At 69.8% G+C, this 24479-nt stretch carries 22 protein-coding genes and 1 tRNA gene; 16 read left to right on the top strand and 7 right to left on the bottom strand.

What is annotated here, in order from left to right; all coding sequences use genetic code 11:
* The first annotated feature begins 223 nt into the window (after positions 1-223).
* The 6 genes from ACWIGI_RS17595 to ACWIGI_RS17570 all read left to right on the top strand — a co-directional run bounded on the left by ACWIGI_RS17595 (position 224) and on the right by ACWIGI_RS17570 (position 7453).
* Entirely contained in the window at positions 224-1165 is a 942-nt protein-coding gene (locus ACWIGI_RS17595) for a metal ABC transporter substrate-binding protein (RefSeq protein WP_454203453.1), read from the top strand.
* The gene (locus ACWIGI_RS17590; protein ID WP_454203452.1) at positions 1162-1941 is read left to right on the top strand and encodes a metal ABC transporter ATP-binding protein; all 780 of its coding nucleotides are present in this window, start codon (positions 1162-1164) and stop codon (positions 1939-1941) included. Before ACWIGI_RS17595 ends, ACWIGI_RS17590 begins: the two co-directional genes overlap by 4 nt.
* Before the next feature lies 1 nt (position 1942).
* Positions 1943-2836, top strand: coding sequence for a metal ABC transporter permease (locus ACWIGI_RS17585; protein ID WP_454203451.1), 894 nt, complete (start codon positions 1943-1945; stop codon positions 2834-2836).
* Between the two features lie 43 nt (positions 2837-2879).
* Positions 2880-4265 (top strand): SWIM zinc finger family protein, encoded by a 1386-nt coding sequence (locus tag ACWIGI_RS17580; RefSeq protein WP_454203450.1) that lies wholly within the window; start codon positions 2880-2882, stop codon positions 4263-4265.
* 28 nt (positions 4266-4293) lie between these two features.
* Positions 4294-6747, top strand: a complete 2454-nt coding sequence (locus ACWIGI_RS17575; protein WP_454203449.1) for a hypothetical protein — start codon at positions 4294-4296, stop codon at positions 6745-6747.
* 244 nt (positions 6748-6991) lie between these two features.
* Positions 6992-7453: a LapA family protein gene (locus tag ACWIGI_RS17570; RefSeq protein ID WP_454203448.1), complete on the top strand. Its 462-nt coding sequence runs from the start codon at positions 6992-6994 to the stop codon at positions 7451-7453.
* A gap of 57 nt (positions 7454-7510) precedes the next feature.
* Here ACWIGI_RS17570 and ACWIGI_RS17565 read toward each other — a convergent pair whose 3' ends face one another.
* The gene (locus tag ACWIGI_RS17565; RefSeq protein ID WP_379001917.1) at positions 7511-7945 is read right to left on the bottom strand and encodes a type II toxin-antitoxin system Rv0910 family toxin; all 435 of its coding nucleotides are present in this window, start codon (positions 7943-7945) and stop codon (positions 7511-7513) included.
* A gap of 58 nt (positions 7946-8003) precedes the next feature.
* Positions 8004-8408 (bottom strand): hypothetical protein, encoded by a 405-nt coding sequence (locus ACWIGI_RS17560; protein ID WP_454203447.1) that lies wholly within the window; start codon positions 8406-8408, stop codon positions 8004-8006.
* A 185-nt stretch (positions 8409-8593) separates the two neighbouring features.
* Here ACWIGI_RS17560 and ACWIGI_RS17555 point away from each other — a divergent pair, with 185 nt between their 5' ends.
* Complete coding sequence (locus ACWIGI_RS17555) at positions 8594-9385, top strand: SAM-dependent methyltransferase (RefSeq protein WP_454203446.1); 792 nt, start codon at positions 8594-8596, stop codon at positions 9383-9385.
* Position 9386: 1 nt separating this feature from the next.
* Here ACWIGI_RS17555 and ACWIGI_RS17550 read toward each other — a convergent pair whose 3' ends face one another.
* Positions 9387-10481: an NAD(P)-dependent alcohol dehydrogenase gene (locus tag ACWIGI_RS17550; protein WP_454203445.1), complete on the bottom strand. Its 1095-nt coding sequence runs from the start codon at positions 10479-10481 to the stop codon at positions 9387-9389.
* 2 nt (positions 10482-10483) lie between these two features.
* Positions 10484-10951 (bottom strand): DUF4334 domain-containing protein, encoded by a 468-nt coding sequence (locus tag ACWIGI_RS17545; RefSeq protein ID WP_454203444.1) that lies wholly within the window; start codon positions 10949-10951, stop codon positions 10484-10486.
* A 79-nt stretch (positions 10952-11030) separates the two neighbouring features.
* On the opposite strand from ACWIGI_RS17545, the gene ACWIGI_RS17540 reads away from it, so the two are divergent.
* From ACWIGI_RS17540 to ACWIGI_RS17515, 6 genes are all read left to right on the top strand, one after another.
* Positions 11031-11585, top strand: a complete 555-nt coding sequence (locus tag ACWIGI_RS17540; protein ID WP_454203443.1) for a TetR family transcriptional regulator — start codon at positions 11031-11033, stop codon at positions 11583-11585.
* Positions 11586-11734: 149 nt separating this feature from the next.
* Complete coding sequence (locus tag ACWIGI_RS17535) at positions 11735-12724, top strand: ion transporter (RefSeq protein ID WP_454203442.1); 990 nt, start codon at positions 11735-11737, stop codon at positions 12722-12724.
* A 101-nt stretch (positions 12725-12825) separates the two neighbouring features.
* Positions 12826-12899, top strand: a tRNA-Met gene (locus ACWIGI_RS17530).
* A 359-nt stretch (positions 12900-13258) separates the two neighbouring features.
* Positions 13259-13543 (top strand): hypothetical protein, encoded by a 285-nt coding sequence (locus ACWIGI_RS17525; protein ID WP_454203441.1) that lies wholly within the window; start codon positions 13259-13261, stop codon positions 13541-13543.
* A 247-nt stretch (positions 13544-13790) separates the two neighbouring features.
* The gene (locus ACWIGI_RS17520) at positions 13791-14570 is read left to right on the top strand and encodes a trans-aconitate 2-methyltransferase (RefSeq protein ID WP_454203440.1); all 780 of its coding nucleotides are present in this window, start codon (positions 13791-13793) and stop codon (positions 14568-14570) included.
* A gap of 138 nt (positions 14571-14708) precedes the next feature.
* Positions 14709-15473, top strand: a complete 765-nt coding sequence (locus ACWIGI_RS17515) for a PP2C family protein-serine/threonine phosphatase (RefSeq protein WP_454203439.1) — start codon at positions 14709-14711, stop codon at positions 15471-15473.
* 30 nt (positions 15474-15503) lie between these two features.
* Here the strand turns inward: ACWIGI_RS17515 and ACWIGI_RS17510 are convergent, their stop codons facing one another.
* Together ACWIGI_RS17510 and ACWIGI_RS17505 are read right to left on the bottom strand one after the other, a co-directional pair.
* A complete protein-coding gene (locus tag ACWIGI_RS17510) occupies positions 15504-17768 on the bottom strand; it encodes a bifunctional serine/threonine-protein kinase/ABC transporter substrate-binding protein (RefSeq protein ID WP_454203438.1) in 2265 nt (754 codons plus the stop codon).
* A 127-nt stretch (positions 17769-17895) separates the two neighbouring features.
* Positions 17896-19266 (bottom strand): DUF2252 domain-containing protein, encoded by a 1371-nt coding sequence (locus ACWIGI_RS17505; protein WP_454203437.1) that lies wholly within the window; start codon positions 19264-19266, stop codon positions 17896-17898.
* A gap of 95 nt (positions 19267-19361) precedes the next feature.
* Between ACWIGI_RS17505 and ACWIGI_RS17500 the strand changes: the two genes are divergently transcribed.
* Positions 19362-19721 carry an immunity 51 family protein gene (locus ACWIGI_RS17500; protein ID WP_454203436.1) on the top strand — a complete coding sequence of 120 codons (360 nt, stop codon included), beginning with the start codon at positions 19362-19364 and terminating at the stop codon, positions 19719-19721.
* Here the strand turns inward: ACWIGI_RS17500 and ACWIGI_RS17495 are convergent, their stop codons facing one another.
* Entirely contained in the window at positions 19722-20927 is a 1206-nt protein-coding gene (locus tag ACWIGI_RS17495) for an AI-2E family transporter (RefSeq protein WP_454203435.1), read from the bottom strand. It lies immediately after the preceding gene.
* 173 nt (positions 20928-21100) lie between these two features.
* Between ACWIGI_RS17495 and ACWIGI_RS17490 the strand changes: the two genes are divergently transcribed.
* Both ACWIGI_RS17490 and ACWIGI_RS17485 read left to right on the top strand, forming a co-directional pair.
* Entirely contained in the window at positions 21101-21760 is a 660-nt protein-coding gene (locus tag ACWIGI_RS17490; RefSeq protein WP_454203434.1) for a PhoU domain-containing protein, read from the top strand.
* A 166-nt stretch (positions 21761-21926) separates the two neighbouring features.
* On the top strand, positions 21927-24359 hold the full coding sequence (locus ACWIGI_RS17485; protein WP_454203433.1) for an MFS transporter: 2433 nt from the start codon (positions 21927-21929) through the stop codon (positions 24357-24359).
* Positions 24360-24479: the final 120 nt, after the last annotated feature.

The raw sequence follows: 24479 nt of genomic DNA, 5'->3' as shown, positions 1-24479 counted from the left end.
GGTACCGACCCGCGCAACCTGCCCGATTTCGGGGCGCTTCTCGATATTCGAACCGGCCCTCGGGAGTTCTGGCGAATATCCAGCAACGCATACGAGGATGGGCGACAAAGGGGTGGATCGGACCGGTGAAAGCCCGGTCGACGCGCATGTTCGGACTGTGATCCAGCTGTTATTCGAACGCCCGGTCTTGAAAGTTAGGGGAACCGAACTTTATATTCAGGTGATGAAGGTCTGGCTCTTGCGCTCGGGGCGCTCGCCGTTGCGCGCGCTGATATCGATCGGCGGTGTGTGCGCGGTCGCGCTCGCGCTCACCGCGTGCGGCGGCGGTGCGGATCGGGACGGCAAGCCCACCGTGCTCACCACGTTCACCGTGCTGGCCGATATCGCGCGCAATGTCGCGGGGGAGCACCTGGCGGTGGAGTCGATCACCAAGGTCGGGGCCGAGATCCACGGGTACGAGCCGACGCCGGGGGATATCCGCAAGGCGTCCAAGGCTGATCTGATCATCGACAACGGGCTGAACCTCGAGGCGTGGTTCGGGCAGTTCGTCACCGATGTGAAGGTCGACCACGTGGTGGTCACCGACGGGGTGACGCCCATCGCGATCGGGGAGGACGCCTACCGGGGCAAGCCGAACCCGCACGCGTGGATGTCGCCGCTGAACGTGCAGATCTACGTGGACAACATGGTTCGCGCGTTCGAGAAGCTCGCGCCGGCGCACGCCGCCGATTTCCGCGCCAACGCCGACGCCTACAAGGCGAAGCTGCAGCAGGTGCACACCGATCTGGTCGGCACCCTGTCCGGGCTGCCCGCCAACGAACGGGCGCTGGTCACCTGTGAAGGCGCCTTCTCCTATCTCGCCCGCGACGCCGGGCTGACCGAGAAGTACATCTGGGCGGTCAACGCCGAGCAGCAGGCGACCCCGCAGCAAATCACCTCGGCCATCGACTTCGTACGCGCCAACAGGGTGCCCGCGGTGTTCTGCGAATCGACCGTCTCCGACGCGCCCATGCAGCGGGTGGTGGAGGCGACCGGCGCCAAGTTCGGCGGCACCCTCTACGTCGATTCCCTCTCGGAGAGTGATGGTCCCGTGCCCACCTACCTCGATCTCATCCGCCACGACGCGGCCACCATCAGCACCGCACTGACCGGGCGCGCGTCATGAACGCGGCGATCGACGTCGCGGACGTCAGCGTGCACTACGGCGACCTGCTCGCCCTGGACGGCGTCACCGTCACCGTGGGCAGCGGCCGGATCTGCGGACTCGTCGGCATGAACGGCTCGGGCAAGTCGACGCTCTTCAAATCCATCATGGGACTCGTCCGCCCCGATCGCGGCACCGTGCTGATCAACGGCGGCGCCCCGGCGGCCGCGCGCAAATCCGGTGTCCTGGGCTATGTTCCGCAGAGCGAGGACGTGGACTGGAGCTTCCCGCTCTCGGTCGGTGACGTGGTGATGACCGGCCGCTACGGCCACATGGGCTTCACCCGCAGACCCCGGCGCGCGGATCGGGAGGCCGTCGCGCACGCGCTGGAACGGGTCGAACTGACGGACCTGGCGGGCAGGCAGATCGGCCAGCTGTCCGGCGGACAGCGCAAGCGCGCCTTCGTCGCGCGCGGAATCGCCCAGGGTGCGACGGTGCTGCTGCTGGACGAGCCCTTCGCCGGGGTCGACAAGCGGTCCGAGGCGACCATCACGACCCTGCTGCGCGAACTCGCCGCGGACGGGGTCACCGTGCTCATCTCCACCCACGATCTGCACGCGCTGCCCGGTCTCGCCGACGAGGCGATCCTGCTCAACCGGCGGGTGCTGGCGCACGGTGATCCGCGCGAGGTGCTGCGCCCGGAGAACCTGGCGCTGGCCTTCGGCATGGACGTGCTCGACCGCGACGTGCCCGAGCGCGATCTGCCCGCCCGCGACGTGCTGCCGAAGGCGGGCTGAGATGAGCCTGTCCGAAATCTTGCTGGACCCACTGGGTTACGAGTTCATGACCCGCGCCCTGCTCACCAGCGTGATCACCGCCGTGGTGTGCGGCATGCTGTCCTGCTGGCTGGTGCTGATCGGCTGGTCGCTCATGGGTGACGCGGTCTCGCACGCGGTGCTGCCCGGCGTGGTGCTGGCCTACATCGTCGGCGCGCCCTTCGCCGTCGGCGCGATCATCTTCGGCTTCCTGGCTGTCGCCCTGATCGGCGTGGTGCGCAGCACCAGCCGGGTCAAGGAGGACGCCGCCATCGGCATCGTGTTCTCCACCCTGTTCGCCTCGGGCCTGGTGCTGATCTCGGTGACGCCGAGCCAAACCGACCTGAACCACATCATCTTCGGCAATCTGCTGGGCGTGAGCCGGGCGGAACTGATCCAGGTTGCGGTGCTCGCGGTCATCGTGGCGGCCGCGCTGTACCTGAAGCGCCGCGACTTCACCCTCTACGCCTTCGATCCCACCCACGCGCACGCGATCGGCCTGCACCCCAAGCTGATCGGTACCGCGCTGCTCGGATTGCTCGCTCTCACGGCGGTATTGGCGCTGCAGGCGGTCGGGGTGATTCTGGTGGTCGCGATGCTCATCATTCCCGGGGCCACGGCGTACCTGCTCACCGATCGCTTCGGCCGCATGCTGCTGATCGCGCCCACGGTCTCGGCCCTCTGCGCGGTGACCGGCCTGTACCTGAGCTATCACCTGGACACCGCCTCCGGCGCGATGATCGTTGTCGTGCAGGGCGCGGTCTTCACGCTCGTCTACCTGTTCGCGCCGCGACAGGGCGTGATCGGCAAGCGGCTCGCCGCCGCCCGCCGCCGGACGACCGCCACGCGGGGAGTGGCCGCCGCCCCCGTGGCCTGACGCGCGCGATTCGCTGTCGGTACCCCGCTCTACCGTGCGTCGCATGAGTTCGACAGCGACGCATTCGCTCACCTACCTCCGCCCGTCGGGCCTCGATCGTTCGGGTGGGCAGGATCTGCTCGGCCTGCAGACCAGCGGGGGTCGCACGCCCGCCGGCGAGGTCGCGAATCCCACGTTCTTCCAAGGGTTCCTGGCCCGCCCCGAGCTCGCGGCGGCGGGCCTGCTCGCTGTCGCCGACGTGGCCGCGGCGCGGTACTACGATCCGCGCCGGACCGGATCGTCGCTGCTGGACCCGGTGGTGACCGGTAACGGCGATCGGCTGCGGTTCGAATCGTTCTCGGCCTGCTGCGGGGTGCACGCCCGCCTCGACGTGCTCGACGCCGGACTCGACGGCGACATCGGCCACGGGACAACGAATGTGGACGTGAACACCCCGCTGCGAGACGCGCTCAACGGCGTCACCGCGGGCGATCCGCTGCATCTCACCGTCGGTCCGCAGGAGCTGGCGGTGGCCACGCTCGGTGATCGCGTGGTGGAGAAGAAGGTCCCGCTGCCCGATCGCTGGCTGCGCGGATTCGCCGAAACCCAGGTCATCGCCGCTGGATTCACGCTGCGCGCCGAGATCTCGGCCACCGAGGCGACACGCTTTCTGCGGACGCTGCCGCGCTCGGGCGGCACCGCCGCGCGCGGCGGGCAGTGGGTGGTGGCCGCCGGCGGGCGGCTGCGCCTGACCTCGCGCCCGGTGCCGGGCGCGGTCTGCCTGCCCGGCCCGCAACGGCTGTCCACCCTGCATCGGGTACTGCGCCATGCCGATTCGCTGCGACTGTACGGCCCGGACGCGGCCTCGGACGGCGGGCTGGCGGCGTCGGCGTGGGAGATCGCGCTGCCGGGCATGCGCCTGACGCTCACGCTCTCACCCGAGACCGGGCGCGGATTCTCCGGTGAGGGAACGGTATTGAGCGCTCTCGCCGATCCCGAGACCGAGGCGGACGCCGAACTGCTGTCGGTCCTGCTGGCCTGGGATCCCCGGATCGAGACGGCCGCGCTCGCCGCGCAATCGGGCCTGTCCGTGGATCGGGTCCGGGCCGCTCTCACCCGGCTCGGCGTCGACGGCCGCATCGGCTACGATCTCGCCGAGGCCGCGCACTACCACCGCGAATTGCCCTATGCCGCAGGACGAGTCGAACGCCACAACCCGCGATTGAAGGCGGCGCGCGAACTGGTCGCCGCCGGGGCGGTGCGGCTCGAAGCCGGCGAGATGGCCGATGTCCTCTCCGGCGGCTTCGTCCACCGGGTCCGGCTGGCCGCCGACGGCACCTTCCGGTGCACCTGCGACTGGTGGGCCGAAACCGGCGGCGGGCGCGGCCCGTGCCGGCACGCGCTGGCCGTTCGCATCACCCGCAACTCCGCGCTCGCCGCGCTCCGATAGCCGAATCGCTTACTTCCCAAGGGTATTGATGACCGAGATCTTCGACGCCGAGCGCCTGTCGCGCACGCGTCCCGCCCACATTCCCGTGCTGCTGGCGGCCATGTCCGAGGCCGAACGCCGAGCGCTGTCCCCGGAGCTGAAGAGCGCACGGTCGAAGCTGCCCCGGCGGAGCTGGTGGGAGGCGGAGTCGGAATCCCATGCGGCGGTGCAACTGTGGGGTCTGGGCGCGCTGTCGACGCCCACCGCCGTGGCACAGTGGTTGTCCACCGGCGTGACCCGGCATGTCGGCACCCGGCCCGAATTGCTGCTGGCCTGCCTCGAGGCCGGTGGACGCGACAACGACTGGCGCGCCGACCTGGCCGCGCGGCTCGCCGCCGGGCGCGAGGACGGCTGGCGCGGCCTGCCCTACTTCCCGCTCATCGTGCACCTGGTGCGGACCTCGGGCGCACCGGTGCCCACCACGGACGCCTTCGTCTCCGCCTGGGTCGCGCGCTCGGACCGCGAACAGGTGCCCCCGCGCTGGCGCGAGCATCAGCTGTCGGCGGAGCCGAGACTGATCGACCGGTTGCGCTCGGATCCGTTCCTGCCCGTGCTGGCGCGCCGGCTGGTGGAGGTCAACGACCTGTATCTGATGAGCGACCCGGATCGGCCCGCGGAATCCTGGCCGCACGTGCTGAACACGTTCTCCCGCGAAGGCATCGTCGATCGCGAGGAGTTGCACACCTGTGCCCTCAACGCCCTGCTGCGCGCCGACGGCCGCACCACCGACACCGCGAGCCGGTTGAGCGTGCTCGCCGGGCTGGCCGCCGAGCCCGCCGAATGCGCGAGCCGCGCCGAGACCTATTCGCGGCTGCTGGTGGAGAGCCATTCGACCGTGGCTGGGCACGCCCAGGGCGTGCTGATCGCCCTGCACGGCGCGGGGCTGTACTCCTCCGCCGACGCCGTCGCGCTCTCCGGCGAAGTGCTGTCCAGGCCCGAGAAGAAACTCGTTCGCGCGCAACTGAGCTGGCTCGAGCGTATCGTGCGCGCCGAACCCGAGCACATCTCCGCGGCCGTGCGGCTGTGGGCCGAGCTGGCCGCCACCATCGACGATGCCACGCTCCGCACCCGAGCCGAGAAACTGGTGACCCGCTATCTGCCGAAGGCGGATAACGAGACCCGGATGGACCTCGCCATCGCGCCGGAGCCGGAGATCGAGGAGTCCTTCGAACTGCCGCCCCCGCCCGCGCCCGCACCGCTGGCCGACATCCCCACCACCCCGGACGAACTGGCCGATGTCTACCGCTGGCTCTCCGCCCGTTCGCGCGACGACGCCCGGGGCGGGGAACGATTCTTCGACGGCCTGGTCCGCTTCGCGCACGCCGACCCCGCGGGCCTGGACGCCGCCCTGCGCCCGGCGCTGGACCCCGATCTGAGCACCGTGCGATCGATCGAATCCGCACCGCGACAGCGCAACTGGTGGGGTCAGCAACCGTGGGGGCCACTCACCGCGGCGGCCGTCGCGCTGGGCATCATCACCTACCGGCCGTCGCTGGATCGGCGAGCCACCGTGCTGGGCGCGCGCATGGCCGAATGGGCCGAGATCGTGCTGTCGAAAGCGCCGCTGCCGCCGTGCGCGCTCGCCACCCCGACCTACGACAACGGGCAACTCGACGCCGCCGAGTTGCTCGAGCGCCTGCGCCTGTTCCACGCCGCCGGAATCCGGCCCGGCCCCATCGAATTCGCACAGGCCCTGGTGCGCGTCGCGCCCGGCGCCGACGCGGCGACCCACGCCGCGGCCACGGCGCTCGGCACGCCCGAGGCCCTCGAGCTGGCGTCGGTCCTGGGCGGGCAGCCGCCCGCCGACCTCCCGGAGCCGCTGCGCGCCGCGCGCCGCGGTCCCAAGCGCAGGTGGGATTTCCTGGCCATCGCCGCCATCGAGTACCCCGACCCGGAAGTGCTCGCCCGCTGGGACTTCTGGGATTCGAGCGTGCCCTACGTCGTGCTGCTGCTGGCGGAGCTGCCCGGGCAGAAGGGTAAGGCCGTGCACGATCAGGTCATGCGCGCGCTCGGTGGCGACGACGCGCGGTACCGGACCGCGGGCGTCGACGCCCTGGTCAGCCTGGTCGCCGCCGGCGAGCTGCAACCACACCTGCTGGTCAAGTGCCTGCGGCCCGAGACGCCCAACAAGCGCCTGGCGGGTTCACTGCGCGAAGCGGTGTCGGCGCTGGGCCCGCACCGCGCCTGGCCGATCATCGACGCCTTCCTGCCCGTCCTGCTCGGGGAGGGCGGCACCAACGGCCTCGCCGACGTGCTCGCGGTCGCCGCCGACTGCGCCCGCCGCTGCGGCGCCACCGCCGACTACCCGGCCCTGCACCCCCTGGCCGACCGTCGCGGGACCACCCGCCTCGCCGCCGAGGCCCGCACGCTGCGCGAGGTCCTGAACTCCGCGGCTCCGAAGGATGTCTCACGCAACGAGGCGACGCCGGTGGGTGTCGCCTAAACCGCGGTGGCACACGCTGCTCGGGAGGCGAGTCTCACGATGTGCTCCCGCCGGGAACCGCCGGCGGCCCGGCGGTTTCGTGCGGCGGCGAAGTAGCCGTTCAGCCGACTCGCGTGCCGGGCACCGGCGACCCACGCTGCACGCGGGCCGATTCACCGGCCGATATTCGGGCATTTCCTCAATGTCGGACCGGCGCTGGGACGCATGCGAACCCGCCGGTCGCGAGAGACCGGAGGAGGTCATTGTGAAACCCGGAGAACAGAGCGTTCCGCCCGACCGGCCGACACGGGACATCCCCGTGGTGTCGAGGCCGGGCGCGCCGCAGCAGCCACCGCACGAGCCGCAGGCGGCGCAGCCACCTCAGGCGCCGCCTACGCAGCCGCCCGCGCCGCCGGCGGCCGTCGAGCCGAAACCCGAACCCCCGCAACCCCGCATGCGCCGCACGCGCGCGGGCAGCGTCTGGGTGGGCCTGACCGCCGGCGGCCTGTTCGGTGTCGCCCTGCTGATCTTCGTCGTGCAGAACACCGAGAGCGTGCGCCTGGGCTTCCTCGGCTGGCACTTCACCCTGCCGATCGGCGTGGCGATCCTGGTGGCGGCGGTGGCGGGTCTGCTGGTGATGGCGGTGGCGGGCAGCATCCGAATCATCCAGCTGCGGCAGGCGTTCGCGAAGCTGAACCGATCCGCGGCCCGGCAGCGGCAGGGCTGAGAGGTGAGTCCGCCCCGCGGCGATACGCTCGCCGCGGGGCGGACGCACCCGGGATTCCTAGCGCCCGTAGAGCTCGACGAACTTGTCCAGGGACCGTTCCACGTCCCCGCGCAGGGCCCGCGCCACGGCCGAGCCGATCGGCCCGAACAGCGGCGCGCCACCGAGTTCGAAATTGGCGGTCACGTCCGACCCGGTACGAGAGGGCTTGACGCTCAGCTCGATCCCGAATTTGGTGCCGCCGATGCCCGCACCGGTCAGGACCAGCCGGTTCGGCGGTTCGGCGGTCTTCACCGTCCAGGTGACGCGATTGCGGAAACCCTTGACGGTCGCGACGCCGACGAGCTTGGTTCCGGGGGTCAGCCCCTCGGGCACCGGTCCGCGCCAACCCTCGTGCAGGGTCAGCCACTTGTCCAGTTCGGCCAGGTCGGAGGCGTGCGCCCAGGCCTGATCGGGCGGGATCGGGACATCTACGGAAACCTTCAATTTGGCCACGAACCAGATGGTATCTGTTACATGTCGTAGCTATTAACTGGGCGGGCGGTTACGCGCGTCACTCGCATGTGTCGGCCCCGGCGTCCCGCACGCCATCGAGGGCGGCCTGGCGCTGCTCCTCGGTGAAGACCTGCCAGTCGGGGGTTCCGGGAAACTCGTCCAGCGCCTGCGCGACGGCCCGATCGACGCCCGCCTGACCGGAGTCGCGGCGAATCGTCTCGAACCGTTCGGCGAACTTCTCGCAGGTCTCGCGGCGCAGCACGGCGGGCGCGATACCCGAGGGCACCGAGACCGATCGCGTATTCTCCGGCGGCAAAAGGTTTTTCGAGGTGGTCAGGGCGGCCTCGCCCGGACTCGTCGACAGCGCGGACGGTGTCGCGCCGTTGTCGCCGCCGACGTAATCGCAGGCCGGAATCGTCAGGGCCGCCGCGCACACGCAGGCGGCGATCAGGTGGCGTCGCATGGGTCCTCTTCCGGAACTGTCGAATACTGCCGGCGGGTGCGGCTCGGTACGGTGACGTCATACCCCGTTACCCGGCGAATATTGCGAGCAAAGTCCCGGGCACGAAACCTCACGGTTGGACCGCTGCGCCGACTAGCCTGTGCCAAGGGTTTGCGCTCGATCGGTCGATTGAACGGTGCTGGGAAATGAATGGGGAGTTCTCGCTGGAGGTGCCGCACACCTCGCGCGTCTACGACTACTTTCTCGGCGGCAAGGACAACTACGAAGCCGACCGGCGTGCCGCCCAGGAAATCCTGAAGGTGTGGCCGGACATCCGCATCGCGGCCCGGGTGAACCGCCAGTTCATGCACCGCAGTACGCGATTCCTGGCCGAGGCCGGCATCCGGCAGTTCCTCGATATCGGGACCGGCATCCCCACCGAACCCAATCTGCACCAGATCGCCCAGGAGACGACCCCGGACGCCCGGGTGGTCTACGTCGACAACGACCGCCTGGTGCTGGCGCACGCCCGCGCACTGATGGCGGACGGTGAATCCGGCGCGACCACGTACATCCACGGCGACGTGACCGATCCCGAATCCATACTGCGCGCACCGGAACTCGTCGAGATGTTCGATATGTCCGAGCCGGTCGGCGTCAGCATGATCGCGCTGCTGCATTTCGTCGAGGACGACATCCACCGCATAGTCCGAACCTTCATGGACGCGCTGGCGCCCGGTTCGTTCCTGGTCATCTGCACCATCACCGCGGATTTCGCGCCCGAACAGGTCGAGGCCGCGCAGGAGGTCTACCGGATCCGCAAACTGCCCGCCCAGGTCCGCACCCACGCCGAGCTCGAATCCTGGTTCGCCGACCTGGAACTCGTCGAACCGGGCGTGGTGCCCCCGCATCGCTGGGGGCTGGCGCAGACCATGGACATCTCCCCGACCTTCGACCGCAAGGTGTCGTGCTACTGCGCCGTCGGCCGCAAGCCCTGACCTACTCCCAGGTGAGCACCGGTTTGACGACGTGACCGGCGCGCTGGTCGGCCAGGGCGCGGTCGATGTCGGTGTGCGGGTAGGGCCGCACCAGCCGCTCCAGCGGCAGCCTGCCGGCGGCGTGCAGTGCGAGCAGTTCCGGAATGAACCGGGCGGGAACCGAATCCCCCTCCAGGCAGCCGTGCACGGACTTGCCCGTCAGGACCAGATCGCGGACGTCGATCGGCGGAACGCCCGCGCCGAGCCCGACCGCGGCCACCGCCCCGCCGACCCCGAGCGCGCTCACCGCGGTGGCCAGGACATCGGGCCTGCCGGTGGTGTCGAGGGCATGTGTCGCCCCGCCCCCGGTGAGGTCGCGAATCGCTTCCGCTACTTCGTCCGTCGCCGGATCGAGGGCGGCGACGGCGCCGAGTTCGAGGGCCGTGGCCCGGCGCTCGGCGGTGGTCTCGACGACGATGACGCGGGTGTCCGGCAGGGTCCGCGCCGCCAGCAGTCCGGCCAGGCCCACGGCGCCCGCGCCGAAGATCACCAGCGCCGAATCGGGTTCCGGGCGAAGCACGTTGAGTACCGCGCCGGCGCCGGTCTGGAATCCGCAGCCCAGTGGCGCGGCGACGGTGAGGTCGGTCGCGGGCGGCACTACGACGGTGTTGTCCGGTGTGCTCAGCGCGTACCCGGCGAGACTGGATTGGCCGAAGAAGCCGTCCCGCACCGGTTTTCCCGCCGCCGTCACCCGGGGTGTGCGGTCCGGGCGCGCGCCGAACTGGTTGAGTCGCACCGATTGCGCGCAATAGGCCGGGCGGCCGATCCGGCAGTTGCGGCAGGCGCCGCAGTGCCGGAAGGTCAGCACGACCCGGTCGCCGGGTCGCACCCCCGTCACCCCGGCGCCCACCGCCGCAACGGTTCCGGCGCCCTCGTGCCCGAGCAGCACCGGTCGCTCGTCGCTGCCGGCGGCACGGGAGACCAGGTCGGTGTGGCATATGCCGGCGGCCTCGACGCGCACGAGGATCTCGTCCGCCCGCGGTTCGTCCACCAGGACGGGTTCGATGTGGAATCCGGCGCGCGGGTCCCGGGAGAGGGCGGCGGTGGTGGCGGGCACGGTCAGACCCGCTCGAGCAGGAAGTAGAAGTGCTCGCCGTCGGCCAGCACCTGTTCGGCGCGGCCGTTCATGATGCCCATCAGGGTGCGGTCGTCGAGCCGCTTGAAGTGGTCGAACACCGGGCGCCCGTCGTAGACCATGGTCGCGGTGACCTCGCCGCGGAACTCGACGTTCCACAGCCCGGCCAGGCCGCCGCCGAGCTCCACGTTCGAGAACAGGGAACCGTCCTCGGCCCGGCAGATGAGCGGTTCGGCGTCGGCCAGCGAGCGGAAGTTCTTGCCGTACCAGCGGCTGCGGTCCAGCGCCCGGCACAGCGGGTGGCCGGTGCGGAAGGCCGCGCCCTTCCACTCGCCCAGGATGTCCTGTGCGCGAACGGTTTCCAGCCCGGCCCAGAGCTCGTCCAGCTCGGCGGGCGACACCCCCTCGGACAGTGCCGCCAGCTCCCGCCACCGTTCGATCGTGTCCGCCATGACGCCTCCAGTTTCCCGAACCATCCAGTTCGGGAACCCTACACCCGAACCGTTTGGTTCGGCAAGATAGGATTCCGGCATGCGCGCAGCCGGACACGCCACGAGGGAGCGGATTCTCGCCGCCGCCAAGGCCGAATTCGCCGAGTACGGCATCGCCGGCGCCCGGATCAATCGCATCGCTTCGGCCGCCCAGGCCAGCAAGGACCGCCTCTACGCCTACTTCACGGGCAAGAACGAGCTGTACGCCGCGGTCACCGACCAGTGGGTCACCGAGACCTCCCGGGTCACCGCGCTGGACGCCGGCGATCTGCCCGCCTACGCCGGGCGGCTCTTCGATCACTACCTGGCCCACCCCGACAACGCCCGCCTGCAGACCTGGGCCGAGCTCGAGCGCACCGCCATCCCGGAGGCCGACGCGGCGATCGCGCGCGCCGTGGCCCCCAAGCTCGCCGAGCTCCGGCGCGGTCAGCGCGCCGGCCTGATCACCGACGCCTTCCACCCGCTGACGCTGCTCACCCTGCTCACCGATCTCGCGCGCACCTCGGCCCTGCACGCCCTCGACGCCGCGGCCCCCGAGGTCGCGGATCGCCGTGCGTCCACCGTGCGCGCGGCCGCGCGCCTCATCGCGCCGTAGTACGGCCCGTCCGTATCGCCCCGCTCATTGCGCCGAATCCGCCGGGGCCGACCGCCCGGGCATCGTAGAATTCCGGCCGAAACAATGCTGATCCGCTCGAATTCCGGTGTTACCCAATTGCATAGTGCTGAAACAGGAGGCGGTCTGTTTTGCTACGCGAACGTGCACGAAAGCTGGTTGATTCCCCGCGATTTCAGAAGTTCGTCGTCGCGGTAATTCTCGTCAACGCCGTCTCGCTCGGGGCGGAGACCTCCGAGACGCTGATGTCCCTTGCGGGCGGGTTCATTTCGTTCGTCGACACCGCGGCGCTGGTCATTTTCGTCGTGGAAATGCTGTTGAAGTTGTACGTCTACCGGTTCGGCTACTTCCGCGATCCGTGGAACTGTTTCGATTTCGTCGTCGTGGGTGTGGCGCTGCTGCCCTCCTCCGGCGGATTGTCGGTGCTGCGGGCCTTCCGCATCCTGCGCGCGCTGCGCCTGGTCTCGGCCACGCCGAGCATGCGCAAGGTGGTGACGAATCTGCTGGCCGCGCTGCCGGGGATGGGCTCGATCCTCGGCCTGCTGGCGCTGGTGCTCTACGTCGCCGCGGTCATGGCCACCAAGCTGTTCGGCGGGGTGACCCCCGACTACTTCGGCAGTCTCGGCACTTCCATGTGGACGCTGTTCCAGATCATGACCGGTGAGGCGTGGCCGGACATCGCCCGGGAAGTCATGGCGGAGAAGCCGTTCGCCTGGATCTTCTTCCTCTGCTACATCCTGCTGTCCACCTTCGTGGTCCTGAACCTCTTCCTCGCCGTCATGGTCAGCGCGGCGGACGACGTGCGCGAGGACGAGAACCGCGAACGGCACGAGCAGGAGAACGCGGACGAAGACGCCACCCTGGCAACGATTCTCAACGAGCTGGCGGCGCTACGCACCGAGGTGGCCGCGTTGCGGCCGAGCGCGCAGAGCGCCACGACGGTCATCTACACCCCGAACAGCCGGCCCAACCCGGGACGTCAGCTCAGCGACGGCGAGATCAGCCGGGCCGTGGCCCTCTATCGGGACGGCGAGTCGACGGCCCGGATAGCCGAACAGCTCAACGCCAGCCTCGCGGCGGTCCGCTCGGGCCTGGCCCGCCGCGGCATCCGCCGCGGCTGAGCCCGAACCGGCTCCCCGGGGCGGCCCACTGCCCGAAAAACCCGCTCCGACCACACGATTAGGCTGCTTCGCCTCGCCCTGTGTAGGGTTGTATTCACCGACGCGGGGTGGAGCAGCTCGGTAGCTCGCTGGGCTCATAACCCAGAGGTCGCAGGTTCAAATCCTGTCCCCGCTACTACGCGAGAGAACGGCTCCGAAACCACTGGTTTCGGAGCCGTTCGCGTTGGCTCGGTAGCACCCTTCCTCCACGATTCGGTTCGATTGGTAGTGAAGGCAAGCGGAGTTCGGTTGCCGTCAGGCATGTGTGAACGAGCCCGTTCTGCGAGCGCAAGCGGCGCGTTGTGAGCCGGGCGCGTGGGCGATCAGTCTCTAGATTGTCGTCGCCGCGCCGGCTGTGTGCTCGGGATCCATTGTGGCCGAACAGGTCCCGCTATCAAGCCGCCGGGCACGTCCCGTCGCCAGGACATTTGCCCCTGAAAGTAGGGGCCCGAATCTAATTCTGAAGTGAATATGTTTGAAATACTCTCTGCGGTCATGCAGATCGAAAACCGCACAATTCGAACCGGACTCGCCGCCCTCGCCTGTGCCGCCGCCTTCACCGCCGCTCCCGCATCCGCCGAGATCCCCCTCGAACCGGCGCAACCGAGCACGGTCGCGAACGCCACGGCCGACGCCGGCTCGAGCACCGGCAGCCAAATGCTCCAGTCCGCCTCCGGAGTCCAATGCTGGAGGCCCTCGAACGGCGCCACGCCCAACACCCCGTGGGCCGAGCTTGCTCGCTATATCGCAGGTTCCTCCGGCAACAGCAACCTCTGCTGATCTTCGGCTCTTCACAAGGAGGCCGCCGTGGCCTCCTTGTCGGTCATTCAGATGACCTGCTCGCCTCTGACCTGCATAGATTGGACACGGCGGCACATGATTACGCGATCGGGGCAGTTTCCCGTAGGCTCACAACCAAGAGGCCAGGTGCAAATCCTGTCCCCGCTACCACGTAGCTCAGGCCGGAGAATCGATGATTCTCCGGCCTGATTTCTTTGCACGGTGGGTGACCAGAGATGGAGCAGCCATGTGGGATCCACAGCAGTATCTGGCTTTCGACGATCATCGCGCACGGCCGTTCTTCGATCTCCTCGCCCGGGTGCGGGCCGAAAACCCGCGCCGGGTGGTCGATGTGGGCTGCGGCCCGGGCAACCTGACCGCGACGCTGGCCCAGCGCTGGCCCGAGGCCACGCTCGAGGCGCTGGACTCCTCGCCCGAGATGGTCGCCGCGGCCCGCGAGCGCGGGATCGACGCCAAGATCGGGGACGTGGCGGACTGGCGGCCGAGCGCGGACACCGACGTGGTGGTGTCCAACGCGGTCCTGCAGTGGGTGCCCGAGCATCGCGAGCTGCTGGTGGGCTGGGCGCGGGAGCTACCGGCGGGAGCCTGGATCGCGTTCCAGGTGCCGGGCAATTTCGACGCCCCCTCGCACCGCGCCATCCGCGACCTCGCGGGCCGGGAGCAGTGGCGGGAACTGCTGGCCCCGGCCGGTCTGCTCGAACCCCGCGCGGTGCTGGACCCCGAGGGCTACGCCGCCCTGCTGACCACCGCCGGCTGCACGGTCGATGCCTGGGAGACAACGTATCTGCAGCGACTCGAGGGCGAGGATCCGGTGCTCGAATGGGTGAGCGGCACCGCGCTCACCCCGGTCCGCACCGTGCTGGACGACGGCGACGACGACGGGGACTGGCCCGAGTTCCGGCGGCAGCTCGCGCCGCTGCTGAGCGAGGCCTATCCGCGCCACCCCGACGGCACCACCTGGCTGCCGTTCCGCCGGATTTTCACCGTGGCCCGGACGGCATGCTGAATTTCAGGTCACGTGCAGGTCACGATATGTTTTCCACAGCAATCGCACAGGTATTTTCGGGAGCATCGCACGGTTTCGGCCCGTTGAATGGGGGAGTGCTGATGGATGCGGCACCGGAAAGGCTCAGGAGGTCGGGGCATGCAGAACGCAGCTGTCGAGATCGGTGTCGTGCTCAGCGAACCGGGTGAGGGCGCCCGGCTCGGCCGGGTGAGCGGCTCGGCGGTGAGCCGGGTCGGGGGTCGCAAGCTCAACGCCGACTCCTTCGCGACCGTGACGGACAGCGCGCTGGGCCGCACCGCGTTCGCGGTCGCGGACGGCGTCGGCGACCATCTCGCCGCCGCCCGGGCCGCCCGCCTGGTCGCCCGGACAGCGGCCAGGATCGCTCTCTCCGACGGTGCACACGCCGGAATCCTTGCGGCGCAGGAGGAACTGCTGCGCGAGCTACCCGAGGCCGCCGCCGACAGCGTGCTCGTCGTCGCGGTGCTGCCCGCCGAGGGACACCTCGACGGCCCCATCGACATCGCGTGGGTCGGCGACTGCCGTGCCTACCGCTGGAACGGCCGCATCCTGCATCAGATCACCACCGATCACACTGTCGCCGAGTACTTCCGGGCACGCGGGCATCAGCCGCTGCCCGGGATGGGACATCTGGTGACCACCTCCGCGCGCACCGCGCACGCGGAGGACATCGGGTCCGCGGCCACCGGCACCAGCCTGGGCCGGCTGCTGCTGTGCACCGACGGGGTGTCCAAGCGTCTCGAACTGGCCGACATCAAAGCGCTGCTGGCCGAACCGAATACACCCGCCGAGGCCGCCGAGGCGCTGGTGTCCGCCGCGCTGGCGGCCGGGGGCACCGACAACACCACGGCGATGGTGCTCGACATCGGCGCCGCCCCGGCCTGATACGACCCGCAGGTCGAACAGCGCCGCCGGTCAATCGATCCGGTACAGCCAGATCCGCGGCTCGATGAGTTCGCCCGCGGCGGACCAGCCGTAGGTCTGCGCGATGCCGTCGCCGGTGTAGTCGTGCAGGAAGCGGCGCAGATCGGTCCGGGCGGTGTGGCCGGACACGATGCCGCGCAACACGATCGCGGTGAGGTCGTAGGCCTCGACGGTGTGCGCCGCCGGATCCGTTCCGGTGGCCGCGCGATAGTCGGTGCGGAAGCGCTCGGTCGCCGGACCGCACTGGCAGGCCACCAGGGTCCCGGTGGCGGGCGTGCCGCCGGAGGTGCGCAGCGTCGGATCGTAGCCGCCGTCGCCGACGATGAAAGGCACTGTGACACCGGCTCTCCGGAGGCGGGTCAGCAGATCGGCCGCGGCCGTCGCGTGCCCGGAGTAGTAGACCGCGTCCGGGCGCGCGGCGGCGATGGCGGTCACCGCCCGGTCCTCGGCCTTCTCGGTGAGACCGACCTCGCAGGTCGCGGCCGCGCCCAGGCCCTCGGTCACCATGTCGGCGAGTTCGTCGCCGAACCCGCCGCCGCTGTCCCGAACCACACACACCCGGGAGTAGCCCGCGGTGCCAGCCAGGTACCGGCCCACCGCCGGGCCCTGGGCGTTGTCGTTGGCCAGGCCGCGGAAGAAGCCGGTCCAACCGGACTGCGCCAGTACCGGATTGGACGCGGACGGGGTCAGGAACGCCAGTCCGGCCGCCTCGAAGATCCGGCCGGTCGCGATGACCTCGCCGGAGAGCGCGGGGCCGATCACCGCCACGATCGACTCGTCCTGGGCGATGCTCGCCGCCACCTGCGCGGCCGTGCGCTGCTGGCCCGCGGTGTCGAACTCGCGCACGGTGACCGCGCACGTGTTGTTCCCGCCGCGCACCAGTTCGGCCACCGCCAGTCGCACCGAGCCCAGGATGGTGCGGCCCAGCGCGGCGTTCTCGCCCGAGAGCGGCAGCGCCGCCGCGATCGAGACCGGTTCGCACGGCAGCCTGCCGTCGTTCGCCGGATCCTGGACCGAGACCGGCGCGGCCACCGGCCGGCCCTGTGCGTCGATCCGGGTGAGCGGGACGAAGCCTGGATACACGGGCGCGGGTGTGCGGATCGAGGCCGGGGGTGGATCCTGCTCACCCGTGGCCTCGGAATCCTGTGCACCCCAGAGAATTCCCGCACCGGCCGCGAGAGCGGCGACCAGACCGCCGACCCCGGCCGCGACTCGTCGCCCGCGGCGCGGGGGTGCGGCGGCGGGCGGTTCGTCCGGGGTGATCGGCGGCAGGTCGTGCAGCACCGGGAGCACCATGGTGGCGTGGTCCGCGGTGTCGGTGTCGGTCGTGAGCACGGTGTCGGCGCTCGCCCGCCCGAACGCCGCCAGCGCGGCGTCGCCGAAAACGATGGGCGGCGCGGCGGAATCGGAGAACATCGACAGCGCCTGCGCCGCGGCTTCGGCGAACTCACGGCACGATTCGTACCGCTGCTCGGGCCGCTTGGCCAGACCGCGCACGATCACCTCGTCGAGGGCGGCCGGGAGTTCGGGGCGGCGATCGGTGACCAGCGGCGGCGGATGGTGCAGGTGGCCCGCGATCACCGCGGCGGCGGTCTCGGCCTGGAACGGCGTCGCACCGGTCAGCAGCCGGAAGAACGTGCACGCCAGCGAATACTGGTCCGAGCGCTCGTCCAGCGGTTCGCCGGACAGCTGCTCCGGCGAGGCGTAGGTGATGGTCGCGGCCAGCGTGCCGGTCCGGGTCAGCTGTGCGGAATCGTCACGCAGCCGCCCGATGCCGAAGTCGGTCAGCAAGATTCGCTGCTCCCACTCCGGCGTGGCGCGGGTGAGCAGAATGTTCGCCGGTTTCACGTCGCGGTGGATGACACCCATGGAATGCGCGTAGTCCAGGGCCTTGGCGGTTTCGGTGATCACCCGGACCGCGTCCCGGGGCGTGAGCGCGGCCGAGTCCAGGGCTGCGGCGTCCCCGCCGTCGACGTACTGCATGGCGATCCACAGCCGCCCGTCCGCCACGCCGCGGTCGTGCACGGTGACGATGTTGGGATGATCGAGCCGGGCCACCAGTTCGGCCTCCCGCTCGAAGCGGGCCCGGGTCTGGTTGTCCGAGGCCAGTTCCCGGGCCAGCACCTTGATCGCGACCAATCGGGGCAGCCGTGGATGCCGGGCGAGATACACCACCCCCATACCGCCGCCGCCGAGCTTGCGCTCGATCCGGTATCCGGCGAATTCCTCGCCAACGCGCACCATCAGACCCCTCACACCGCAAAACCTCTCGCACCCTACCGCTTCGCGGTGAGCGGATGCGCGCCGCCGTTGGCGGACAGCGGTTTTGGCGTATTCGGACCGCCCCGGCGCACCGGTGGCATCCGCCGGGGCGGCGGGTGCGCTAGGCGGGTTCGGGCGCGGCCGCGTCCAAGCGCCCGGAGTCGATGGCGGCCAGCAGGGTGGCGTAGTCGGTGGCGGTCTGGTCGGCGTAGGCGAGGGCGAAATCGGTGATGGCGCGGTCGAATCCGGTGCCCGAACCCAGGTAGGACGCGATCGCGACCCGGTCGCCGGAGCGGGCGTGCCCGCGGGCCAGGGTGTGCCCGCACAGCGCCGCGTACTGCTGCAGACCCGGTGCGGTCATATTCTCGATGCTCGCCGAGCCCTTCATGTCGCGCAGCTGCCGCCAGTAGTAGTGGCGGCCGTCGGGACCGGTGGCCCAGCCCAGGAAGATGTCCCCGGCGGTCTGGGTCAGGCGCTGGCCGTGCACCACCCGGTGGCCCTGATGCCGGAAGACGCTGGAGCGCGTGTGCGGTGTCAGCACCGATTCCTCGGCCTGCTTGACCTGGAGGAAGAGCGGGTCCCCGGTCGTCCGCCCGATGAACAGCGCGATGAAACAGCGCGTGCCGACGCTCCCGACCCCGACCACCTTCATGGCGACCTCACGGAGCGAGTAGCGGTCCAGCAGCACCCGGCGCTCCTCGGGCAGGCTCGCGCGGTAGTCGCCCAGCACCGAATCCACGTGCGCGGCTTCGATCGTCGAGATCGGCATGATCAGGGGCGGATCGTGGCGGATGCACGGTGCGCCGTCCGGGCCGGGTTCGGTCAGCTTCTCCAGGGCCTGCAGGCTGGTGCGCGAGCGGGCCTTGTCGATGACCTTGGTGGTGGCCTTGCGGGCGTCGCGCCCGACCAGTGCGGCCACCCGGTCGGCGTCGACCTTCTCGTACCAGACCTCGGTCTCGCCGATTCCGGCCAGCCGGGTCATCGCCTCGCGGTACGCCCGGGCGGCCGCGTCGGCACCGGCCGCGGCCTCGGCGTCGGTGGAGCCGTTGGCGCGCGCGGCCACCACCACGCTGGCGGCCAGCCGCTTGACATCCCATTCGAACGGGCCGGGCAGGGTCTCGTCGAAATCGTTGAGGTCGAACACGAGTGTGCGCTCGGGCGAGGCGAACAGCCCGAAATTGGACAGGTGGGCATCGCCGCAGAGTTGCACGGTCAGTCCCGTGTTCGGCCCCCGAGCCAGGTCCGCGGCCATGATGGCGGGCGCGCCCCGGTAGTACGGGAACTGCCCGGCCGCCATGCGCGCGTAGCGGATTCGCACCAGTTCGGGCACCCGGGTGGCGGCCTGGCGCTCGAGGATCTCGATCGGGTCGGCCCGATCCGGGCCCGGCTCCCAGGCGGCCAGCCCGGATCGCGGCACCCGCTTGCGCGCGGCGCGCCCGGCTTCCGCCGCGGTCGGCTGCGGTTCGGCGGGTTCGACGTCCGGTATCGGCATGTTCCCGGACTCTAGTTCTCCCCGCACGCGTCCCGAGTCACTCGTGATTCCGGCGTGTCCGCCGGCTGTCGGATGGCGCGTATATGGTTCGCCGCGTGATCGAAGATCGGGAAACCTACGCGCCGCTGATCCTGTTCGAGTACGAACACCGGCCCGGCAACTACTGCCTCATGCTCTCGGACCGTTTCATGGTGGAGCGGGAGGAGACCTTCGCGGCGGCGGGGTACGAGGGCAACGGGTACGGCTGGACCGGCGTGGCCGAGTCCGCGGTGCGCAATCGGCTGCCCGAGATCGCCGAGCACGTGAAGTTCGATCCCGAGGCGGGGATGTTCGTCGGCTACGGGCAGGACGTGGCGGCGCTGCGCCGCCTGGGGACGGTGCTGCACGGCGCGTTCCACGATCCCGCCGTGCTGACCGAGCTGATCGCCGAGGGCGATCCGGAGTGGTTCGACTGACTAGCCGCCGCCGGGCGCCGCGCGCGGCACGGCGCGACGGCCGCCGGTGCGCTCGATGCGCGGATCCTCGTTCACCGCATAGCGTTTGACGTACTCGCTCAGGAACGCCTGCACCGTCGCGGTCGCCGGTATCGCGAGCAGCGCGCCCACCGCGCCGAGCAGGGCCGCGCCCACCATGACCGCGAGCAGCGCCACCGCCGGATTCACGTCCACCGTGCGCGCGGTGATCCGCGGCTGCAGCACGTAGTCCTGGATCCACTGGTAGACCACCACGAAGATGATCAGCCAGACCGCGTCGAGGGGATCGACGGTGAGCGCCACCAGTACCGGCAGGATGCCGGCCAGATAGGTGCCGATGGTCGGCACGAACGAGGCCACCACGCCGAACCAGATGCCCAGCGCGAAGGCGTTGGGCAGCCCGAGCAGCCACAGGAACAGCCCGTGCACCACGCCGGAGATCACCGCGAGCACGGCGCGGGAGTACAGGTAGCCCCCGGTCTTCTCGATGGCCAGGTCCCAGGCGTGCAGGACCGCGCCCTGGCGCGCCGGGGGCAGCAGCGAGCACACCGAACGCCGTAGCTTGGGGCCGTCGGCGGTCATGTAGACGCTGAACAGGGCGATCGTGACGACCTTGGCGAACCCGCCGAGCACGGTATTGGATACGCCCCAGGCGTTTCCGGCCGCGCGCTCGGCGTACTGGCTGATCACGTCGGAGTCCGCGAAGAGCCGGTCGCGGAGTTCGGTGACGGTGAATTCCTGATGAAAAGTGCGGTTGACCCAGTTCACCGTTTCCTCGAGCACCCGCGGCAATTCCTGGACCACGTCGCCCACGGTTTTGACCAGCAGAATGCCCACCGTCGCCACGAATCCGACGGTGCACGCGAGGGCGAGCACGAACACCACGGCGGTCGCGATGCCGCGATTGATCCCGCGTCCCGCGAGGGAGTCCACCGCGGGCTCCATGGCCAGGGAGACGAAGAAGGCCACCGCCAGCATGATGCCGATGCCGATCAGCCGGTGCGCCGCCCAATCCCCGAGCTGGAACAGCCCGAACAGCAGCAGTGCCAGCACCATCGCGCGGGGGAGCCAGCCGGGCATGCGGCTCTCCGGCGGCGCGAGCACCGGCGCCGGCCCGGTGTCGGTGGTCTCGTCGGCGGGGTCCCCGGATGCATCGCTCGGCTCGGAAGCTGGAGGTCGGTTGGACACCGGCTCAGTGTCACCGCGGGGACGCCCGTTTGCCCGATGCGACGCACCGGAATTCCGGAATAACAGGCTGGGCGGTTGGTTTTTCGCGTCGGCGACAGGCCGAGAGGCATTCGGCCGGACGGGTTTTGCCGCGATAGTGTGCAGGGGTGCTTGTGGGCGGACAGACTATGCGGGTGCGGACGAAATTCTCCATCGAGCTCATGGCGTTGACCGATGAGCTGGCGCATATGGCGCGATTGACCCGGGAGGCGGCCGAACGCGCCGCGGCGGCGCTGGCGGGTAGCGATCTCACCGCCGCCTACGAGGTGTTCGCGCTCGAGGAGAAGCTACAGCTCGAACACGCCAAGTGTGAGGACCGTTCGGTCATCCTGCTGGCGCTCGAGGCTCCGGTGGCCCGGGATCTGCGGCACGTCGTCACCGCGATCCAGATCGCCGACGATCTGCTCGCCGTCGGCAACGCGCTCAGTCGGGTCGCCGATGTCGCGGTGCGGCGGTACCCGAATCCCATTGCCACGCAGGAGATCATCGCGATGATCACCGAGGTCGCCGGGGGTGCGGTGGTGGTCGCCGACGCGGTCGTCGGTGTCATCGCGGCCCAGCATCCGCCGCGCGATCGGGTGCTGGTGACGCGGGACGAGACCGTCGATCGCCTGCGCGCGGAGATCGCCGAGGCGGTGGCCGACCCGGACTGGGCGCACGGTTCGGCCATGGCCATCGACGCCGCGATGGTGGTGCACCACTACGGCCGCTGCATGGACCACTCGGTTCGCATCGGCCAGCTCATCCGTTTCTTCCACACCGGAATTCCGCTCTACGCACAAGCGGAGGCGTAACCACCTCATCGCGGGGTTAGTCGCGATAGGTCCGGTCGGTCCGGGGTAAGCTGCCCGAATTGCTTCATGGCGAGGTCTTTTCGAGTAGCACGGCACATTACGCACCCGAAATCCGACAAGGGCCCCAAAAGTGACGAATACCGCTATCGAGTCTTCGTCGGCTCCAATGTCTTTGGATGCCGATACGGGAACGCAGCTGTCGCACAGGCAGATTCTGACCATTATGTCCGGTCTGCTATTGGGCGTATTCCTGGCTGCCCTGGATCAGAATATTGTGAGCGTTGCCATCGTTCGCATCGCGAATAGTCTGCACGGCTTCGATGAACAAGCCTGGGCCACCACGGCGTATCTCATCACCGCCACCATCAGCACACCGCTCTACGGCAAACTGGCCGACATCTACGGCCGAAAACCCTGCTATCTCATCGCCATCGGGATCTTCGTCCTCGGCTCGGTCGCCTGCACCTTCGCCACCACCATGTACCAGCTCGCGGGTTTCCGCGCGGTGCAGGGGCTGGGCGCCGGCGGGCTGATGTCGCTGGCCTTCACCATCATCGGCGACATCGTCCCGGTCCGGGAAAGAGTGCGCTACCAGGGCTATTTCATGATGGTCTTCGGCATCGCCACGGTGCTGGGCCCGGTGCTGGGCGGCTGGTTCTCCAACGCCGATCGGCTACTGGGACTGGAGGGCTGGCGCTGGGTCTTCCTGGTGAACGTGCCCGTCGGGCTGCTCGCCCTGGTCGTGGTCGCCAAGGTACTCGAGGTCCCCTTTCACAGACAGCGGCAGCGCACCGACTGGCTGGGTGCGATCACCCTGACCATGGGTACGGTGCCGCTGCTGCTCATCGCCGAACAGGGCCGCGAATGGGGCTGGGGCTCGGATCGCGCACTGCTCTGCTACGGCATCGCCGTCGTCGGTCTGCTGCTGTTCGTCATCGTGGAACTGCTCATGCGCGACGCCGCGCTGATCCCCATGCGCCTGTTCTCCAGCGCCACCTTCAGCATCGCCATCGTCGGCGGCTTCATCGTCGGCATCGCCATGTTCGGCGCCATCGTGCTCGTGCCGCTGTATTTCCAAGTGGTGCGCGGGTATTCGCCGACCAAGGCCGGGCTCATGATGCTGCCGCTGGTGGTCGGCATCATGATCGGCGCGCAGTTGGCCGGGCTCATCACCAAATTCACCGGCCGCTACAAGTTCCTGCCGGTCGTGGGTTCGCTGATCATCGCCGCGGGCTCGGTGCTGTTCGCGCTCGTGCACTACGACAGCCCGCTGTGGCAGCCGCTGGTGTTCTGCGGCGTCATCGGGTTCGGGCTCGGCTGCTGCATGCAGACGCTGATCATCGCGGCCCAGAACGCTTCTCCGCGTGCGGATATGGGTGTGTCCACCGCCGCCGCCACCTTCTTCCGGCAGATGGGCGGCACGCTCGGCGTCGCCATCTTCCTGACGATCCTGTTCAATCTGCTGCCGGACCGCATCATCGCCGCGTTCGGCGGTTCGCTGCCGCCGGAGTTCGGCGCCGGGCAACTCGGGCAGATCCAGAGCAACACCACTGGAATCGCGGAGCTGCCCGAGCACCTGCGCGACCCCATCCTGATCGGTTTCACCGACGCCATGGGCGGGGTGTTCTACGTGGCCGCCGCCGCTGCGGTGGTGGCGGCCGCGGTGCTCATGTTCATGAAAGAAGTTCCGCTGCAGGACATGCCGAAGACAATCGCCGAAGCGCCGGTCGCCGAACCGGAGCCCGAACCCGAACCGGAGCCGCTGCCGATGCCCGAGCCCGAACCCGAACCGCGGGACGAGGTGCACATCGGCACCGCCGGCTTCCTGTCGGTCTCGGGGTGTGTGCACCGCGAGGACGGGCCGGCGGTGCCCGACGCGGTACTGACGCTGATCAATCAACGCGGACATCAGGTTTCGCGCGCCATCGGGGAATCGGACGGCATCTACGCCATCGGGGTGCCGCGCGCGGGGGACTACGTGCTCATCGTCTCCGCGAACGGATATCAGCCCGCGGCGGTGAGCATCACGGTCGGGCGCCGCCCGCACATGCTCGACATCGCGCTGTCCGGTTCCGGTGAGGTGGGCGGGATCGTGCGCTCGGCCATTCGCGGCGGCCCGGTCGCGGGCGCGACGGTGACCCTCACCGACGTCCACGGCGACGTGGTCGGCTCGGACGTCACCGAGGCCGACGGCGCGTACGGCTGCCGCGGCGTGCTCGCCGGGACGTACACGCTGGTGGCGGTGGCTGAGCACATGCGCCCGTGCGCGGCGACGCTGAGCGTGCCCGAGAGCGGAATGCTGCACCACGACGTGGAATTGCTGCCGCGGGCGGTGCTGGCGGGCTCGGCCAGCACCGAGAGCGGGCAGTCGATCTCCGACGCGCAGATCACCGTGCTGGACGAGGCGGGCGATCTCATCGCCGTGACGCGCACCGACGACACCGGGCACTACGTGGTGCCCGACCTGGCCGATGGCCGCTACACGATCATGGCGCGCGGGTATCCGCCGGTCTTCAGCCGGGTGACGGTGGTGGACGGCGCGGTCGCGCACGACGTGCAGCTCGGCTACGAGCGCCGCGAGGTCGTGGATCACGTGTAGCGGTGGGGTGGTGCGTGCGGATGAACGCCGCACCACCCCGGTTGTTTTCGCGTTTTGCGGGGCACGGGTGCGGGCCCGCTGTTAGGTTCGGCGCTGGACGCAAGTCCAGTTTGTTTCGTG

The organism is Nocardia sp. NPDC055321 (assembly GCF_053645575.1).
The sequence above is the reverse complement of the archived record's forward strand: the minus strand, read 5'-3'. Positions and strand labels throughout refer to the sequence as shown.